This window comes from Streptomyces sp. NPDC085932 (assembly GCF_044540525.1).
Lineage (GTDB): Bacteria > Actinomycetota > Actinomycetes > Streptomycetales > Streptomycetaceae > Streptomyces > Streptomyces levis.
In genome coordinates this window covers 396,728-413,099 of sequence record NZ_JBITSJ010000007.1, presented here as the reverse complement: position 1 = coordinate 413,099, position 16,372 = coordinate 396,728, and the positions used below count along the sequence as shown (strand labels likewise).

Sequence of the window (16,372 nt, the reverse complement as noted above, 5' to 3'; positions counted from 1 at the left end):
TCCCGCCGACCCGGGCACGGCACCTAGCGTGGGGTGCATGACGACTCCTGCCGATGTGTACGACGTACGGGACCCCGAGCAGCCCGGCCGGCTGCTCGTGATCGAGCGTGACGCGCTGATCCCGCTGCTGCGGGACAGGACCGGGGAGGACTTCGCGCGGCCCGTCGCCGCGTGCCCGGGCTGGACGGTGCGGGACGTGCTGGCACACTGTTCGGCCGCCCTGGCGCGGGTGGCGGAGGGCCGGTTCGAGCCGGGCGTGTTCTCGCCCGAGTCCAACGACCGGGACATCGCCGAACGGGCCGGCTGGAGCGACGCGCAGGTCGTCGACGAGCTGGAGCGCGGGATGACCGCGGCCGGGCCGGCGATCGCCGGGGCGGACGGCAGGCTGGACGGCCTCGCGCTGGGGGAGTGGGTGCACGCCGGTGACGTGCGCGAGGCCCTCGGGGAAGCGGGCGCCTACGGCGGGGCCGGACTGCCGGACGCGCTCGCCCTGCTGGCCCGCATCACCCGCGAGCGGGGGCACGTGCCGCTCCACGCCGACCTCGACGACCTGGACGAGCCGCTGCGGCTGGGCGAGAGCGGCGGGGAGCGGCCCCCGGGGCGGTTCATCGGGGACGGGCCGACCCTGGTGCGGCTGTACACCGGGCGGCCGGTCGCCGGGGCGCCGGCGTTCGAGCTGGCCGGGGTGGAGGCGGCCGAGCTGAACATCTACGGGTGAGGGCCCGGGCCCCGGAGGGTGCTTGGGAGCCGGCCGGAGTGGGCAGCGTAGTCTTTGATTGGACTAGACCTGTCATCGAACGCCGACGCCGTGCCGACGAAGGGGCCCCATGAGCAAGCGTGCAGTCCTGGAGGTGATCGCCCTCGGCGTCGAGGACGCGGTCGCCGCCCAGGCGGGAGGCGCGGACCGCCTTGAACTGGTCACCGACATGGCGGCCGACGGGCTCACCCCGTCGGCCGCGACCGTCGCCGGGATCCGGCAGGCCGTCGACATCTCCCTGCGGGTGATGATCCGCCTGGCGGACGGCTTCGCGGCCGGGGACGTCGACCGGCTCGCCGGTACGGCCGCGGAGTTGCGCGAGGCCGGGGCGGAGGAGTTCGTGCTCGGGTTCCTCGACGACGGGGGCTCGGTGGATCTGGCGGCCGTGGAGCGGGTCGTCGCGGCGCTGGACGGCTGCCCCTGGACGTTCCACCGGGCCATCGACCGGGCCGCCGACCGGGACGCCCTGCGCAAGCAGTTGGACGGCATGCCGGGGCTGGACACGTACCTGACGGCCGGGTCGGCGGACGGGGTCGACGGCGGGCTGCCCGTGCTGCTCGCGGAGGCCGGGCGGGCCGGGGAGCCCGGATACGGGCAGCAGTTGCTGGTCGGGGGCGGCCTGCGGCTCGACCACGTGCCGGTGCTGTTGAAGGCCGGGGTGGACGGGTTCCACATCGGTGGGGCGGCTCGTCCCGGTGGCTGGGACGAGCCGGTGTCCGCCGAGGCCGTGGCGGAGTGGCGCGCCGCGGTGGACGCTTCCTGAAGGGTGCCCGGCGCTTACCCGAGTTGCTCCGGCAGGGGAGCCGCGTGCGTCACCGTCAGACCCGAGACCGCACGGGTGAGGGCGACGTACAGGCGGCGCAGCCCGGTGCGTTCGTCGGGTTCGCCGTCGACCACCGCGCCGGGCTCGTCCAGCACCACGTGGTCGTACTCCAGGCCCTTCGCCAGGGACGCCGGGACCAGGGTCAGGCGCGTCTCCCGGGTGGTCTCCTCGCCGGGGCCGACGTACGGGATGCCGGCGTCCTGCAGGGCCCCGGCCAGTGCGGGGACCCGGGCGTCCGCCGCGATCAGGCCCGTCGAGCCCTCGTGGCGCAGCGACTCGCGGCAGGCGGCGACCACGTCGGCGGTCCCGGAGACCGGGCGGACCTCGAAGCGGCCCGGGTTCTCGCGGATCGACACCACCGGCCTCAGGCCCGGGGCGATGTGCGGCAGGAGGCGTGAGGCGTAGGTGATGACGTCCGTGGGGACACGGAAGCCCGCCGTCAGCTCCTCGATCACGGCGTCCCGCTTGCCCAGGTGGGACAGCGCCTCCTCCCAGCTGCGCGTCGCCCACGGCGTGGTGCCCTGCGCCAGGTCGCCGAGGACCGTCGCACTGCCCGTGGTGCAGCGGCGGCCCACCGCCCGGTACTGCATGGGGGACAGGTCCTGCGCCTCGTCGAGGACGACGTGCCCGAGGGAGTGCGTGCGCCGGACCAGGTCGGTGGCCTCGTCGACCAGGACGGCGTCCGCGGCCGACCACCGGGCCGACTTCACGCTGCGCGCCGGCTTCGCCCAGAGGATCGCCTTCTGCTCGTCCGCGTCGAGGATCCTCTCCGCGTGCGCGGCGAGGAACTCCGCGTCCGACAGCAGCCGCAGCACGAGTTTCGCCGGGTCGACCGGCGGCCAGATCGCCTTGACCGCCGCCTTCACCGCGCTGTTGCGGGCCACCGCGTCCTGCACGCGGTCGTCGGGCGCCTCCCCCGAGCGTTCCATCTGCACCAGCACGGCGTGCGCGATGCGCTGCGGCAGGGCCTCGCGGGCGGCGCCGTAGCGGATGTCGCGGTCCAGCAACTCCCGGACGATCTCTTCCAGTTCGTACGCCGCGACCCGCCAGCGGCGCGAGCCGCGCACGACCACGACCGGTTCGGTGGGCGTCGTGACGTGGGAGTAGAGGGCCCGGCGCAGCACCTCGGCCATGCGGGCGTCGCCCTTGACGACCGCGGCCGTGGCGTCGTCGGTGCCCTTGATCTCGACGTGCGCGACCAGGTCCTCGACGGTGGCCTGCTGGACGGTCAGCTCGCCGAGGGCCGGGAGCACCTGCTCGATGTAGTGCAGGAAGGACCGGTTCGGCCCGATGACCAGGGTGCCGGTGCGGGCGAGGCGCTCGCGGTGGGCGTAGAGCAGATAGGCGACCCGGTGCAGGCCGACGGCCGTCTTGCCGGTGCCGGGGCCGCCCTGCACGCACACCGTGCCGGACAGACCCGACCGGACGATCTCGTCCTGCTCGGGCTGGATCGTCGCGACGATGTCCCGCATCGGGCCCACGCGCGGCCGTTCGATCTCCTGCTGGAGCAGCTTGCTGGTGCGGGCCGCCTCGGCCGGGTCCGAGAGGTGCTCGTCCTCGTACGCGGTGAGGTCGCCGCCCGTGTAGCCGAAGCGGCGGCGCAGCGCGATGTCCATCGGGTCCTTCTTGGAGGCCCGGTAGAACGGCTGCGAGACCGGGGCGCGCCAGTCGATGACCATGGGGTCGCCGTCGTGGTCGTGCACGTGCCGCCGCCCGACGTAGAAGCGCTCACCCTCCGCCCCCTCGGCCCGTTCGCCGCCCGGCGCGTGCAGATAGTCGAGCCGGCCGAAGAACAGCGGGGTCTCGCTGAGGTCGGCCAGGGCCTTGATGCGCTCCTCGATCTGGCGGGCGAGCACCTCCGCGTTCACCCAGTTCGCGGTGACGTCGCTGATGTCGAGGGCTTCGACGTCCTCGCGCATGGCGCGCAGGGCGGAACGGGACGCGGCGAGGTGGGAGCGCTCACGCGCGAGCGGGTCGTCGACGGGCGTGGACAAGGGAGTGCCTCCGGAAGGGACCTGCTGGGGGAAGGGCGGTGGGATGCCGGCCGGTTTCCGTCCGGTCGGCGGCACTCCGTCGAGGGAGGCGGGCAAGAGCGGAGATTTTAGGTGAGCGGGCGTGGCGGGCGCGAACGCTTTTCTCGTCCCCTAGGGGACGCCGCCCTCCTCCCGAGGGGCCCGCGTCCGCCCGGGGACGTACGCGGGCGGACGCGAGGTTCGGTCCCGAGACCGACGCGGGCCTTACGGGACGAAACGCACCATGGAGACATGAGCGCAGCAACCATCCACCCCGCCCCGGCACCGGGCCGCCCGCCCGGCGCCACCGCCGTGTCCGGCAGTCACCGCCACCGCCTCGGCGATGCCCTGCGCGCCGTCAAGGTCTTCGCGGGCGCCGCCTTCGACGTGGTCGTCCTCGGTCAGTACGGAGAGGAAGTCGGCGTGGTCCGCCGCAAGTGAGCGGCCCGGGCCGGTATCAGCTCCCGGCGAGCAGCTCGTCCGCGTCCATGATCCGGTACGCGTACCCCTGCTCCGCCAGGAAGCGCTGCCGGTGCGCGGCGAAGTCCTGGTCGATCGTGTCCCGGGCGACCACGGAGTAGAAGTGCGCCTGGTGGCCGTCCGACTTGGGCCGCAGCACCCGGCCGAGGCGCTGGGCCTCCTCCTGCCGGGAGCCGAAGGTGCCCGAGACCTGGATCGCCACCGTCGCCTCGGGCAGGTCGATCGAGAAGTTGGCGACCTTGGACACCACGAGCACGCTGATCTCGCCCTCGCGGAAGGCGTCGAAGAGCTTCTCCCGCTGCGCGTTCGACGTCTCGCCCTTGATCACGGGCGCCCCGAGGTGCTCGCCGAGCTCGTCGAGCTGGTCGATGTACTGGCCGATCACCAGGATCTGCTGCCCGGCGAAGCGGCGCACGATCGCCTCCGTGACCTTCCGCTTGGTCGCGGTGGTCGCACAGAAGCGGTACTTCTCCTCCGCCTCGGCCGTCGCGTACGCGAGCCGCTCGGAGTCCGTCAGGTTGACCCGGACCTCCACGCAGTCGGCGGGCGCGATGTAGCCCTGCGCCTCGATCTCCTTCCACGGCGCGTCGAACCGCTTGGGCCCGATCAGGGAGAACACGTCCGACTCGCGGCCGTCCTCCCGGACCAGGGTGGCGGTGAGGCCGATCCGGCGGCGCGCCTGCAGATCCGCCGTGAACTTGAAGACCGGCGCGGGCAGCAGGTGCACCTCGTCGTAGACGATCAGGCCCCAGTCCCGCGAGTCGAACAGCTCCAGGTGCGGGTAGACGCCCTTCCGCCGGGTCGTCAGCACCTGGTACGTGGCGATCGTGACGGGCCGGATCTCCTTCCGCGTCCCGCTGTACTCGCCGATCTCGTCCTCGGTGAGCGAGGTCCGCTTCACCAGCTCGTGCTTCCACTGCCGCGCCGAGACGGTGTTGGTGACGAGGATCAGGGTGGTCGACTTCGCCTGGGCCATCGCCCCGGCGCCCACCAGGGTCTTGCCGGCACCGCACGGCAGGACGACGACGCCCGAACCGCCGTGCCAGAAGTTCTCCACCGCCTGCTTCTGGTACGGCCGGAGCGCCCAGCCGTCCTCGGCCAGCTCGATCGGGTGCGCCTCACCGTCGACGTACCCGGCGAGGTCCTCGGCCGGCCAGCCCAGCTTCAGCAGCGTCTGCTTGATCTGGCCGCGCTCGGAGGGGTGCACGGCGACCGTGTCCGGGTCGATCCGGGCGCCGACCAGCGGCGCGATCCGCTTGGACTTCAGCACCTCCTCCAGCACCGGACGGTCCGTGGTCGTCAGGACCAGGCCGTGCGCCGGGTGCTTGGAGAGGGTGAGGCGGCCGTAGCGGTCCATCGTCTCGGCGACGTCGACGAGCAGCGCGTGCGGCACCGGATAGCGGCTGTACTGCACGAGCGCGTCCACGACCTGCTCGGCGTCGTGCCCGGCGGCACGCGCGTTCCACAGGCCCAGCGGGGTCACCCGGTAGGTGTGGATGTGCTCCGGCGCCCGCTCCAGCTCCGCGAACGGAGCGATGGCCCGACGGCAGTCGTCGGCCTGCTCGTGGTCGACTTCCAGGAGCAGGGTCTTGTCGGACTGGACGATGAGAGGTCCGTTCAACGCGGGTCCCTTTCTGGAGGCGGCACCCTGGCATGAGTGCTCGGCCAAACGTCCAGTGTGCCTGATCGTCGGCGTGCGGTGGTGTGACGTGGACGGCCCGGAAGCGACTCCGGTCGTACTGAATGCCTATTCATCCCAACGTGTGGTGTGAATTCAGTTTTTCCGGCCCGGCCCCGAAGAATGGCGCGGGTGCAGAACCCCCCGACCACCACGCTCGGATACGCCCTGTTCGCCACCCGCTGGCTCCAGGCCCCGCTGTACTTCGGGCTCGTGGCCGCCCAGGGCGTCTACGTCTACAAGTTCTTCAAGGAGCTGTGGACCTTAATCCTCATGTGCGTGGGCGGCCACGCCACCGAGACGTACGTCATGCTCGCCGTCCTGAAGCTGGTCGACGTCGTCATGATCGCCAACCTGCTGATCATGGTGATCGTCGGGGGCTATGAGACGTTCGTCTCCCGCATCGGCCTCCAGGGCCACCGCGACCAGCCCGAATGGCTCTCGCACGTCAATTCCAACGTGCTGAAGGTCAAGCTCGCCACGGCGATCGTGGGCATCTCCTCGGTCCACCTGCTCCAGATGTTCGTGGACGTCCACCACACCTCGCAGCACGCCCTGCTGTGGGGGACGGTGATCCACATGGCGTTCATCGTCTCGGCGGCGATCCTCGCCTACATGTCGGGCCCGATGGCCGCGCACGGCGACCGCGGGCACGCCGTCCGGCCCCCGGCGGAGCCCGTCAGGAACGAGCACGCCCCCGAGCCCCGGCCCGAGGCCGCGGCGGACGCGCCCGCGGTACCCCGGCAGCCGGACCCGGACGGTGAGGCGGAGGCCCGGATCCGCGCCGCCGGCTTCCCCGCCCGCAAGCTCCTGGAGGACTTCGACGAACGGCACCCGCGGGGCTTCGACCGGGAGACCGTGGCCCGGCTCGGCAAGGCGGAGTTCGTCACGGCCCGGCGCAACGTGGTGTTCGTCGGCCCGCCCGGCACCGGCAAGACCCACCTGGCCGTCGCCCTGGGCGTGCGGGCCTGCCAGGCCGGGCACCGGGTGCTGTTCGCCACCGCCGCCGGGTGGGCCGCCCGGCTGACCGACGCCCGGGCCGCCGGACGGCTCGACGCGGAGCTCGCCTCGCTCGACGAACACCCCCTCCTGATCGTCGACGAGGTCGGCTACACGCCCTTCGACCCGGACACCGCCGGCCTGCTCTTCCGGCTGGTCGCCCACCGCTACGAGCGCGCCTCCCTGATCGTCACCAGCGACCGCCCCCTCGGCCGCTGGAACGAGGTCTTCGGCGCGTCCGCCCCGGCGCTGACCGACCGCCTCGCCCACCACGCCGAGGTCGTGCGGCTGGACGGCGAGAGCTACCGGACCCGGCGCTCTAGCGCAGCGTGGGCAGACTGACGTTCTGGATCAGCGGACCCTCGACGGTGACCGCCTCGGCGACCAGCGACTCGGGACCGGCGGCCGGCAGCGGCAGGGGCAGCGCCCCGGCCGCCGCGGCGGGGGACGCGAGCGCGCCCACCAGGGCGACGGCGGCGAGGGCGACGGCGGGCAGCTTTTCACGCATGCGGACGACAGGGCCTTTCTGGAGACGACGGACGGGACCTCTCCCGGCGACGGCGACGGCGGACGCGGCCGCCGCGGGCCGGCCCGCGGGCGCGCGGCCGGCCCGGTGGGCGTGCGGACGGGCGATCAGATCTGCGGCGTCTCCAGGACGAGACCGGCGACATCGATGCTCACCGCGGCGGCCGGGGTGGCCAGCCCTCCGAACGTCATCAGGGCGGCGGTGGCCAGGACGGCGGCGACTCGACGAACAGCGCGCATGCGGGGAGTTCCTTTCGACAGCGCTCACAGGGACACCCGGTGGCTGCCCCCGGGCACCCCGCGTGATGCGGCAGGCCCGGCAAGGTCGCCCGAGGGTGGGACATCCCCGGCGTGGCGTGCATGAACGCCGGCGTGCACCCGAACGGGTGAGAGACCCGGCGCGGCGCCGTCAGCCCGCGTCGTCCGCCAGCTCCGCCACCCCGGTGATCCGGTGCAGCGGAAACGTACGCACCTCGTCCGCGGTGTGGTCGTACGCCGTGACGAAGCCGCCCTCGACGCGGACCGGGGCGATGACCCGCTGGCTGGCGGCGCCCTCGGCGTTGACGTAGCCGATCCACAGGGCCTCGCCGGTCAGGACGGCGGCCTGCATGGTGGCGAGGGTCTCGGCGGAGCCGGTGCGCGGCAGCTCCCCGTCGGCGGCCGGGCCCGTGCCGGGCTTGCGCGGCGCGGTGGAGGCGAGGTCACCCGCACGGATGGCGCGCAGCGCCGCCGCGAGCAGGGTGTCGTCGGGCACGGGCGGGCCGTCCGGGACCGGCTCGGGCGCGGAGCGCGGCGGGGTGCGGCGGGCCAGGGCGCGGGTGATCAGCACGTCGCCCTCGGCGGACTCGGCGGCCGGCGCGAACCCCATCGCCCGCAGCCCCTCCAGCAGTCCGGCCGGGTCGGCCTGCGCGGCCAGCACGGTCGGGGCCAGCCGGCGCAGCCCCAGGGCGGCGGCCCGCTTGTCGGCGAGGATCTCGCCCAGCGTCGCGTCGTCGTCGCAGCGCACGTACGCCGAGGCCGCGCCCACGCGCAGCTGCCCGTGCCGGCGGGCCACGTCGTCGATGAGGTACGACAGCGGCTGCGGCACCGGCGTACGGGAGTGGGCCGCGAGGAAGGCGTGCAGGTCGGAGGCGGTCTGCCCGGCGTCCAGGGCGCGCCGCACCGACCCGGGGGTGAACCGGTAGACGGTGGCCCCGCCCTTGGACTCGACGTCCGCCAGCACGCCCAGCATGTCCGCGAGCGGCCGCTCCAGGGGCCCGGGCGCCACCGCCGTCAGGTCGGCCTGGAGCAGCACGTGGTCCAGCGGCTCGGGCAGCAGCGGCGCGAGGACCCGGGCCGCCGCGGCGGAGGCGACGGCCTGCTCGGCGGGGGACAGGGGCGTGAGCGGGGCGGGGCGGTGGTGGTGGTGGACGGGCAGCTTGTCCCCGGGGCCGGAGGGCTCCGCCGGGCCGGAGGACTCGCCCGCCGGGCTCTTCGCCGGGGCCGCGGGCGCGCCCAGCAGGGCCCGGCCGTGGGCCGACAGCGCGCCCCGGCCGGTGACGCCGAGCAGCTCCGCCTCGGACAGCGTCCAGCGGGCCAGCCGGCCGCGCAGGTCGTCCTCGGGCCGGGCGCCGCGCAGGGGGCGTTCCCAGCGCAGCCGGGCCAGCACCGACTCCGGGTCCGGCGCGGCTCCTTCCGGCAGCGCGGCCAGCAGGGCCAGCACCCGGTGCCGCACCTCGGGCGCCGCCGACCGGTCCAGGCCCGGTCCGAGCGCCGACAGCGTCCGGTCCTTGGCATCCCGCCCGCCGACCAGGCCGGCCGTCCGGGTCGCCGAGAGCCACGCCGTGACCAGCACCGACCAGCGTTCGGCGGGGGGCTGCTCGCGCCACTCGTCGTAGGCCGGGGTGGCCGCGTACCGTTCGTCGGCCTCGCCGTCGGAGGCGATCAGGCCGGCCGCGTACGCCAGCTCCACCCAGAACGCGGCCACCGGCTCCGGCACGTCCAGGGCGACGGCGGTCCGCTTCAGGTCCCGCACGCTCAGGCCCCCGGCCCGCAGCACCGCCGGACCGCCCTCGTCCCAGTCCTTCAGCAGTTCCTCGACGGTCGTGAGCGCCGTGTACGCCTGCCCCGCCGCCGTGCTGTCCACAACCTGTGGACGGTGTGCCGCGGCCGCCTCCACCGCCGGCGGCACCGGCTCGGGCGTCCGGTGCGCCAGGCCCCGCCGCAGGTGCAGGGCCACCTCGCGCGGCAGGACGACCGTCCCGGGCGCCGTCGGCAGCAGCAGCCCGCGGTCCAGCAGCCAGCGCAGCCGGGGCGCCGGATCGGCCGTGACCTGCCCGTACGGCGGCCCCCACACCAGCCGCTCCAGCACCTCCAGCGAGTCGGCCGGGGCCTGTGCGAGCAGCGCCGCCATCCGCTCGCGGTCGCCGAACAGCCCGGCCAGGGCGGTCACCGCGGAGACCGAGTCGTGCGTGGAGGGCAGCCCGGCCGTCGTGACGATCTCCTGGATCCGCCCCGGGGACATCCCGGCGGTGGCCTCCTGCACGGTGGGGCCGAGCCCCGTGGGCGAGGGGTGCTGCGGCGAGGGCGCCAGCAGCTCACGGGCCGTGCGCACCAGCCGCAGCCGGTCGTCGCCGCCCCACACCAGGGCCTGCTCGCGCAGCGCGTCCAGGGCGTGCGGCAGGGCGGCCGCCACCGCCGGGTCGGCCGCGTCGCCCGCCATGAGCCCGAGCAGTTCGTCGTAGGCCGCCGGGTCCGCCGCCACGGCCAGCGCCTCCGCCGTCTGCAGCGTGAACCGGTCCAGCCGCTCCAGGGCCCGCACGACCGAGGCGCGGGTGCCGGCGCGGGTCGCCAGCTGCGTCAGATCGGTGGGCACGGGCGTGATGAGATCCGGTCGGCTGCGCAGCAGCGCGCCCAGCGCGGCGTCGCCCCGCGCGCGGAGCGCCTCCGCGAGGGAGCGGGGGGCCACAGGCCTGTCCTCGGTGCTCATCCGGTCCACGGTAGCGGGTCGCCTCCGGCGGCCGGGCCGTCTGTGCGCGGCCTCGCACCCGGACACCCCACGTGCTTTTGGAAGCCGCGCCGGTCCGCGCGGTACCGTCGTCCGACGGCGTCACGCAACGCACCCGCCCCGGAGGGGACTTCGTGGGGATTGAGAGCGACCAGGTCGTTTACGAGTATCTGAGCCGCGTCGGCGACGTGGCCCAGCAGCAGCAGTTGTCCTCGGCCACCCGCATGCGCCTGGTCGCGGACCTGCGCAACGAGATCGACCGGCGCCGCGCCAGGGCCACCGTCGACTCGCCCGCCGCCGTCCGCCGCATCCTGACCCGCCTGGGCAGCCCCGACGACGTCGTGGCCGCCGCTGCGGACGGGCGTGCGCCGCAGAACGCCGCCCCCGCCGCCGTGCCCGTGCAGCCCGACCGCGAACCGCAGGGGCGGGAGCGGGCCAAGGGGGTGCGGCGCGTCGTGCCGCGGCCCCGCCCGGCGCGCCCCGCCGAGCATGCGCAGCCCGCGCCCTCCGACGGCCCGGCCCCGCCCCACCTGGCCGCCGGGCACGAGCTCGGGGACAGCGCGGTCCAGCCGGACTGGTGGCGGGTGGACAGCAGCCCCTTCGGCGTGGGTGACGAGGTGCCGGGCTTCGTGGGCGGGGTGGAACTGCCGGACCTGCTGAAGCCGCCGCCGCAGCGCAAGGCCGAGCCCGACGGGACGACGGAACCGGCCCCCGCCGTCGAGGCGGCCGAGCCGGTGGAGGAGGCCGGCAGGAAGGGCCGCCGTCTTCCGGGGCTGCCCGCCGCCGGGAACTGGAGCAACCCCCTCCTGCTGGCCGCCGCCGCGCTCCTCGTCGCGGGCGCCGTCCTCGGCAACTGGTTCGTGCTCCTCCTCGGCTGGCTCATCGCCTACGCCTCCCGCCGCCTGACCCCGGCGGAGACGAAGTGGGCGGTGGTGATCCTGCCCAGTACGGCGGTGGTGGCGGGCCTGGTGTGGCTCTGGGGCCGGATGAACGACCGCTGGGGCGAGCCGATCGCCGAGGGCGCGATGAACGACGCGGTGGCGCAGACATGGCCCTGGGTGGTGCGCGGCGCGGCGGTGACGTCGGCCCTGTTCCTGGTCTGGCGTTCACAGCGCCGCCGCTAGGGCCTGTCCGGGCCGTGTCCGGAGTCCCCGGGCGCGCGTCTGCCGCGCACACCGGCTGGGCACAATGGCCCATATGGCACTCACCGTCGGCTTCGACCTCGACATGACCCTCATCGACTCCCGTCCCGGCATCCGCGCCTGCTACCTGGCGCTGTCCGAGCGGACGGGGACGTACATCGACGCCGATCTGGCGGTCACCCGGCTCGGCCCGCCGCTGGCCGAGGAGCTGATCAACTGGTTCCCGGCCGAGGAGGTGGAGGCCATGGCGGACCTGTACCGGGCGATGTACCCGACCATCGCCATCGAGGCGACCCCGGCGCTGGCGGGCGCCCGGGAGGCCGTGGCGGCGGTACGGGAGGCCGGCGGGCGCGCGATCGTCGTCACCGCCAAGTACGAGCCCAACGCCAAGCTGCACCTCGCCCACCTGGGGCTGGAGCCCGACGCGGTCATCGGCGACCTGTGGGCCGAGCAGAAGGCGGAGGCCCTGCGCGAGCACGACGCGGCCGTCTACGTCGGCGACCACGTCGGGGACGTGCGCGGGGCCCGCACGGCCGGCGCGCTCTCCGTCGCGGTGGCGACCGGCCCCTGCTCCCCGGAGGAACTGCGCGCGGCGGGCGCGGACGTCGTCCTCACCGGCCTGAGCGAATTCCCCGGGTGGCTTTCGGACTACCGCCCCGCGCGTGCCTGACGCCGGCCGGCCGAGACGGAACGCAGTACTCCCGCACCGGCCATCAGGAATCCGACCGCCATGAGCATGCTCAATCCGAACATGTACGTCGGAAAGGGCGTCGTTCCGAGGAACAGCGGGGCGACCGTGACCAGTGTGGCCAGGGCGCCGATGAAGAAGACGACGGCTCCGGCCCGGACCAGCCGGTCACCGGGCGCGGCGGAATTCGTTTGGGTTTTGTCACGCACCCGACCAGGGTAGTTCCCAGCGCGAAGGAACAACCCGGTGACGTCTTGTCACCGGCTGCAAGAGCATTAGCCTTGGTACCGGCGGGTCGTACGACCCGCCCGAGTGCTATCAAGAGCCGTTTCAGAAGCAGTTTTCCGACGAGTACGAGGACGAGGACAGACGTGCCTACCGGCAAGGTCAAGTGGTTCAACAGCGAGAAGGGCTTCGGCTTTCTCTCCCGCGACGACGGCGGTGACGTCTTCGTCCATTCCTCGGTCCTCCCCGCCGGAGTCGAGACGCTCAAGCCGGGACAGCGCGTGGAGTTCGGGGTCGTGGCCGGACAGCGCGGCGACCAGGCGCTGTCCCTGACGATCCTGGACCCGACCCCGTCCGTGGCGGCGGCGACACGCAAGAAGCCCGACGAGCTGGCCTCCATCGTCCAGGACCTGACGACGCTCCTGGAGAACATCACGCCGATGCTGGAGCGCGGCCGCTACCCCGAGAAGACCGCCGGCAAGAAGATCGCGGGCCTGCTGCGCGCGGTCGCCGACCAGTTGGACGTCTGACCCGGTCTTCAGGGGAACCGCAGCGCGTCCGGGCCGAGGGGCGGGACGAGCCCCTCGGCCGCCGCGCGCGTCAGCAGGCCGCGTACGGCGGCGTAGCCGTCCTCGCCGAGGTCGGCGGTGAACTCGTTGACGTACAGCCCGATGTGCTGGTCGGCCACGGCCGGGTCCATCTCCTGGGCGTGTTCCATGACGTACGGCCGGGACGCCTCGGGGTCGTCCCAGGCGGCCCGCACGGACGCCCGGACGGAGTCGGCGAGCAGCCGCAGCCTCTCCTCGCCCAGCGACCGCTTGGCGATGATCGCGCCGAGCGGGATCGGCAGGCCGGTGGTGTGCTCCCAGTGCTCGCCCATGTCGGCGAGCTTGTGCAGCCCGTAGTTCTTGTAGGTGAAGCGCGCCTCGTGGATCACGAGCCCCGCGTCGACCTTCCCGTCGCGCACGGCCGGCATGATCTCGTGGAACGGCATGACGACGATCTCGCCGACCCCGCCCTCCAGCGTGTCCGCGGCCCACAGCCGGAACAGCAGGTACGCGGTGGACTTCTCACTCGGCACGGCGACGGTCCGCCCGGTGAGGTCGGCGTCCGCCTCCCGGGTCAGCACCAGCGGCCCGCAACCCCGCCCGAGCGCGCCGCCGCAGGGCAGCAGGGCGTAGTCGTCCAGCACGTACGGCAGCACGGCGTACGACACCTTCAGCACGTCGTACTCGCCGCGCTCGGCCATGCCGTTGGTGAGGTCGATGTCGGCGAAGGTCACGTCCAGCGCGGGGGCGCCGGGGACGCGGCCGTGGGCCAGGGCGTCGAAGACGAACGTGTCGTTCGGGCAGGGGGAGTACGCGATCTGCAGCTGCTCAGCGGTCATGCCGGTTCCAACTCTCCAGTACGGGCGCGAGCTTCCCGAACGCCTCGGTGAGGGCCGCCAGGGCGTCGGGAATGCGCCAGGCGTCCCGGTCCCGGGGGCCGACCGGATTGGAGACCGCCCGGATCTCCAGCACGGGCACGCCCTGCGCCACGGCGGCCTCGGCGACCCCGAAGCCCTCCATGGCCTCGGCGAGCGCGGTGGGGTGCCGTTCCCGGAGGGCGGCGGCCCGGGCGGCCGTCCCGGTCACGGTGGACACGGTGAGCACGGCACCGGCCCGGGCCCCGGTGGCGTCGGCGACCCGCCGCACGAGTTCCCCGGGCGGCCGGTGCCGGACGGTGCCGAACCCCAGTTCGGTGACGGACAGGAACCCGTCCTCGGTCTCGGCCCCCAGATCGGCCGCGACGACCTCGTCGGCGACGACCAGCGACCCCACGGGCGCGTCCGGCCGGAACCCGCCCCCGATCCCGGCGGACACGACGAGGCCGTAGGGCCGGCCCCGCAGGGCGGCGGCGGTGAGGGCGGAGGCGGTGGAGGCGGCGGCCGACGCGGGCCCCACGCCGACGGCGACCACATCGAGCGGCGCCTCGTCACCGGCGTGGGCAGCCGGAAGACCCGCCACCACCGCGTCCCTCTCCACGGGAACCGCGGTGGCGACCAGCACCCGGCGAGGCCCTGCGGCAGCGATCAGGCGTCCTTCTTCAGCTTGAAGTTCCAGAGCCCCGACGGCTCCTTGTCGCCCTCCTTGATGGAGACGAGCGTGGAGTTGCCCTGCGCGCCGTACTGGGCGTTGAAGAACACGCTGCCCGGAATGGTGCGGTACGTCTTCTTGCTGGCGTCGGTCAGCGGCTGACCGTTCATCAGGATCGTCCAGCCCTTGTCGGCGATCTCCGGGTCGACACCGAAGCGGACGGTCTCGTCCGGGTCGACCGAAATGCTCTTGATGCCCTTGTCCTTCAGGCACTGCGTGAGGTCGGACTGCTTCAGCGCGTCGCCCTCACCACCACAGGTGGCCTCGGTGTTCACCGAGTCGCTGCCCACGGTGACCGTGGCCATCGGCGTCGGCTTGTCACAGGCCGACAGGACGAGCAGTCCGGCGGATACGACACCGGCGACGGCGACGGCGCGGCGGCGTCGCACAGCGGATTGCAACGTGTTCATGGCCGAAGGCTATCGGGCCCGCCGCTCGCACCGCCCACGCGGGGTACGGCGTGCCCGGACACCACCGCCCGGCTACGCCACCCGGGCCCGCCCCGAGCCTCCGCGCCGCGCCGAGCCGACCAGCCCCCGCACGGTCGTCAGCCATCCGGTGCCGACGATCGCCGCCCCCACGGCCAGCCCGAGCGTGCCGTTGAGCGGCATGGCGATGCCGACCGCCCCGCCCAGCACCCAGGACATCTGCAGCAGCGTCTCGGAGCGGGCGAAGGCCGAGGTGCGGACCAGTTCCGGCACGTCCCGCTGGATCAGCGCGTCCAGGGACAGCTTGGCCAGGGCCTGCGCGAAGCCGGCGATCGCGGCCAGACCCGCGACCAGGACCGCGCTGAAGAACACCGCGGCCGTGATCGCCGCGCCCAGCACGCACGCCACGACCGTCACGATGATGATCTCCGGCGCCCGGGAGCGCAGCCACGCGCCGACGGCCGTGCCGAGCGCGTTGCCCGCGCCCGCCGAGACGCCCACGATCCCCAGGGACACGGCGGCGCTCTGGCCGGAGATCGGGTGCTCGCGCAGCAGGAAGGCGAGGAAGAAGATCAGGAAGCCGGTGAGGCAGCGGATGGAGGCGTTGGCGCCCAGGGCGTGGGTGACGGCCGGGCCGACCGTGCGCAGCCCGGGGCGCTTGACCGGCTTGCGGTGCGGCCCGTGCAGGTGCTGCTCGTCCGCCGCGAGCAGCGCCCGGTCCTCGCCCTTGGCGGAGTCGACCTTCGGCGGCAGCGTGAACGACAGGACCGTGCCCGCCACGAAGATCACGAAGGCGCCGTAGAGCGGCCAGCGCGGGCCGATCTGCTGCAGGCCGGCGCCGATGGGCGCGGCGATGCCGGTGGCCAGGAGGCCGCCCAGGGTGACCCGCGAGTTGGCCTTCACCAGGGAGAAGCGCGGGGGCAGCAGCCGTGGCACGACGGCGCTTCTGACCACGCCGTACGCCTTCGACGCGACGAGCACGCCGAGCGCGGCCGGGTAGAGCTGCAGGCTGCCGCTGACCACCGCGCCGGACAGGACCAGCGCCAGCAGCGCCCGGGCCAGCATCGCCCCGGCCATCGCGGCCCGGCGGCCGTGCGGGATGCGGTCGAGGAGGGGGCCGATCACCGGCGCGAGGAGCGTGAAGGGCGCCATGGTGATGGCGAGGTAGAGCGCGACGCGCCCGCGGGCCTCGTCGGTCGGGACGGAGAAGAAGACGGTCGAGGCGAGGGCGACGGTGATCATGACGTCACCGGCGCCGTTCACCCCGTGCAGCTCGATCAGCTTGCCGAGGCCCGACTCGCCCGCGCCGTGCGCGTGCGTCGCCTTGCGGATGCCGCGGGCGGTGCCGGTCACCGGGAAGTGCAGGGCACGGCCGACCGCGCGGAGGGGGCCGCCCATGCGGCCCGGTCCGCTCGGTCGGCTGCTTCCCTTGACCCCTTTCGACCCACCGGTCCCGGTGGCGCCCTGGGGCGTCTTCGCGGCTGCCACGTCGTC

At 74.1% G+C, this 16,372-nt stretch carries 17 protein-coding genes; 7 read left to right on the top strand and 10 right to left on the bottom strand.

Annotated elements, in window-relative coordinates; translation table 11 throughout:
* Positions 1–37: 37 nt before the first annotated feature.
* Together ACIGAQ_RS31965 and ACIGAQ_RS31960 are read left to right on the top strand one after the other, a co-directional pair.
* A complete protein-coding gene (locus ACIGAQ_RS31965) occupies positions 38–718 on the top strand; it encodes a maleylpyruvate isomerase family mycothiol-dependent enzyme (protein WP_311681386.1) in 681 nt (226 codons plus the stop codon).
* Between the two features lie 109 nt (positions 719–827).
* Positions 828–1,520 (top strand): copper homeostasis protein CutC, encoded by a 693-nt coding sequence (locus tag ACIGAQ_RS31960; RefSeq protein ID WP_399789147.1) that lies wholly within the window; start codon positions 828–830, stop codon positions 1,518–1,520.
* A gap of 14 nt (positions 1,521–1,534) precedes the next feature.
* On the opposite strand, the gene ACIGAQ_RS31955 is transcribed toward ACIGAQ_RS31960, so the two are convergent.
* A complete protein-coding gene (locus ACIGAQ_RS31955; RefSeq protein ID WP_399789143.1) occupies positions 1,535–3,574 on the bottom strand; it encodes a HelD family protein in 2,040 nt (679 codons plus the stop codon).
* Positions 3,575–3,844: 270 nt separating this feature from the next.
* On the opposite strand from ACIGAQ_RS31955, the gene ACIGAQ_RS31950 reads away from it, so the two are divergent.
* Positions 3,845–4,033 (top strand): hypothetical protein, encoded by a 189-nt coding sequence (locus tag ACIGAQ_RS31950; RefSeq protein WP_311681390.1) that lies wholly within the window; start codon positions 3,845–3,847, stop codon positions 4,031–4,033.
* A 16-nt stretch (positions 4,034–4,049) separates the two neighbouring features.
* Here the strand turns inward: ACIGAQ_RS31950 and ACIGAQ_RS31945 are convergent, their stop codons facing one another.
* Positions 4,050–5,693, bottom strand: coding sequence for a DNA repair helicase XPB (locus tag ACIGAQ_RS31945; protein ID WP_311681392.1), 1,644 nt, complete (start codon positions 5,691–5,693; stop codon positions 4,050–4,052).
* A 180-nt stretch (positions 5,694–5,873) separates the two neighbouring features.
* Between ACIGAQ_RS31945 and istB the strand changes: the two genes are divergently transcribed.
* Complete coding sequence (istB, locus tag ACIGAQ_RS31940) at positions 5,874–7,091, top strand: IS21-like element helper ATPase IstB (RefSeq protein ID WP_311681394.1); 1,218 nt, start codon at positions 5,874–5,876, stop codon at positions 7,089–7,091.
* Here istB and ACIGAQ_RS31935 read toward each other — a convergent pair.
* From ACIGAQ_RS31935 to ACIGAQ_RS31925, 3 genes are all read right to left on the bottom strand, one after another.
* Positions 7,069–7,257 carry a hypothetical protein gene (locus ACIGAQ_RS31935; protein WP_399789138.1) on the bottom strand — a complete coding sequence of 63 codons (189 nt, stop codon included), beginning with the start codon at positions 7,255–7,257 and terminating at the stop codon, positions 7,069–7,071. The genes istB and ACIGAQ_RS31935 overlap by 23 nt on opposite strands.
* Positions 7,258–7,382: 125 nt before the next feature.
* Positions 7,383–7,514 (bottom strand): hypothetical protein, encoded by a 132-nt coding sequence (locus ACIGAQ_RS31930; RefSeq protein WP_256984351.1) that lies wholly within the window; start codon positions 7,512–7,514, stop codon positions 7,383–7,385.
* A gap of 169 nt (positions 7,515–7,683) precedes the next feature.
* A complete protein-coding gene (locus ACIGAQ_RS31925; protein WP_399789135.1) occupies positions 7,684–10,242 on the bottom strand; it encodes a helicase-associated domain-containing protein in 2,559 nt (852 codons plus the stop codon).
* 152 nt (positions 10,243–10,394) lie between these two features.
* On the opposite strand from ACIGAQ_RS31925, the gene ACIGAQ_RS31920 reads away from it, so the two are divergent.
* The gene (locus tag ACIGAQ_RS31920) at positions 10,395–11,384 is read left to right on the top strand and encodes a hypothetical protein (RefSeq protein ID WP_399789132.1); all 990 of its coding nucleotides are present in this window, start codon (positions 10,395–10,397) and stop codon (positions 11,382–11,384) included.
* Between the two features lie 64 nt (positions 11,385–11,448).
* Positions 11,449–12,072: an HAD family hydrolase gene (locus ACIGAQ_RS31915; RefSeq protein WP_399789129.1), complete on the top strand. Its 624-nt coding sequence runs from the start codon at positions 11,449–11,451 to the stop codon at positions 12,070–12,072.
* Here the strand turns inward: ACIGAQ_RS31915 and ACIGAQ_RS31910 are convergent.
* Entirely contained in the window at positions 12,051–12,299 is a 249-nt protein-coding gene (locus ACIGAQ_RS31910; RefSeq protein ID WP_311681404.1) for a hypothetical protein, read from the bottom strand. The genes ACIGAQ_RS31915 and ACIGAQ_RS31910 overlap by 22 nt on opposite strands.
* Before the next feature lie 162 nt (positions 12,300–12,461).
* Between ACIGAQ_RS31910 and ACIGAQ_RS31905 the strand changes: the two genes are divergently transcribed.
* Positions 12,462–12,845, top strand: a complete 384-nt coding sequence (locus tag ACIGAQ_RS31905) for a cold-shock protein (protein ID WP_010035896.1) — start codon at positions 12,462–12,464, stop codon at positions 12,843–12,845.
* Between the two features lie 8 nt (positions 12,846–12,853).
* Here the strand turns inward: ACIGAQ_RS31905 and ACIGAQ_RS31900 are convergent, their stop codons facing one another.
* From ACIGAQ_RS31900 to ACIGAQ_RS31885, 4 genes are all read right to left on the bottom strand, one after another.
* Positions 12,854–13,702, bottom strand: coding sequence for a 1,4-dihydroxy-6-naphthoate synthase (locus ACIGAQ_RS31900; protein WP_311681405.1), 849 nt, complete (start codon positions 13,700–13,702; stop codon positions 12,854–12,856).
* On the bottom strand, positions 13,692–14,417 hold the full coding sequence (locus tag ACIGAQ_RS31895) for a futalosine hydrolase (RefSeq protein WP_399789427.1): 726 nt from the start codon (positions 14,415–14,417) through the stop codon (positions 13,692–13,694). Before ACIGAQ_RS31895 ends, ACIGAQ_RS31900 begins: the two co-directional genes overlap by 11 nt.
* Positions 14,387–14,860, bottom strand: coding sequence for a DUF2771 domain-containing protein (locus tag ACIGAQ_RS31890; protein WP_311681406.1), 474 nt, complete (start codon positions 14,858–14,860; stop codon positions 14,387–14,389). The genes ACIGAQ_RS31895 and ACIGAQ_RS31890 overlap by 31 nt, the downstream gene beginning before the upstream one ends.
* Before the next feature lie 72 nt (positions 14,861–14,932).
* Positions 14,933–16,366: an MFS transporter gene (locus ACIGAQ_RS31885; RefSeq protein WP_311681408.1), complete on the bottom strand. Its 1,434-nt coding sequence runs from the start codon at positions 16,364–16,366 to the stop codon at positions 14,933–14,935.
* Positions 16,367–16,372 lie beyond the last annotated feature (6 nt).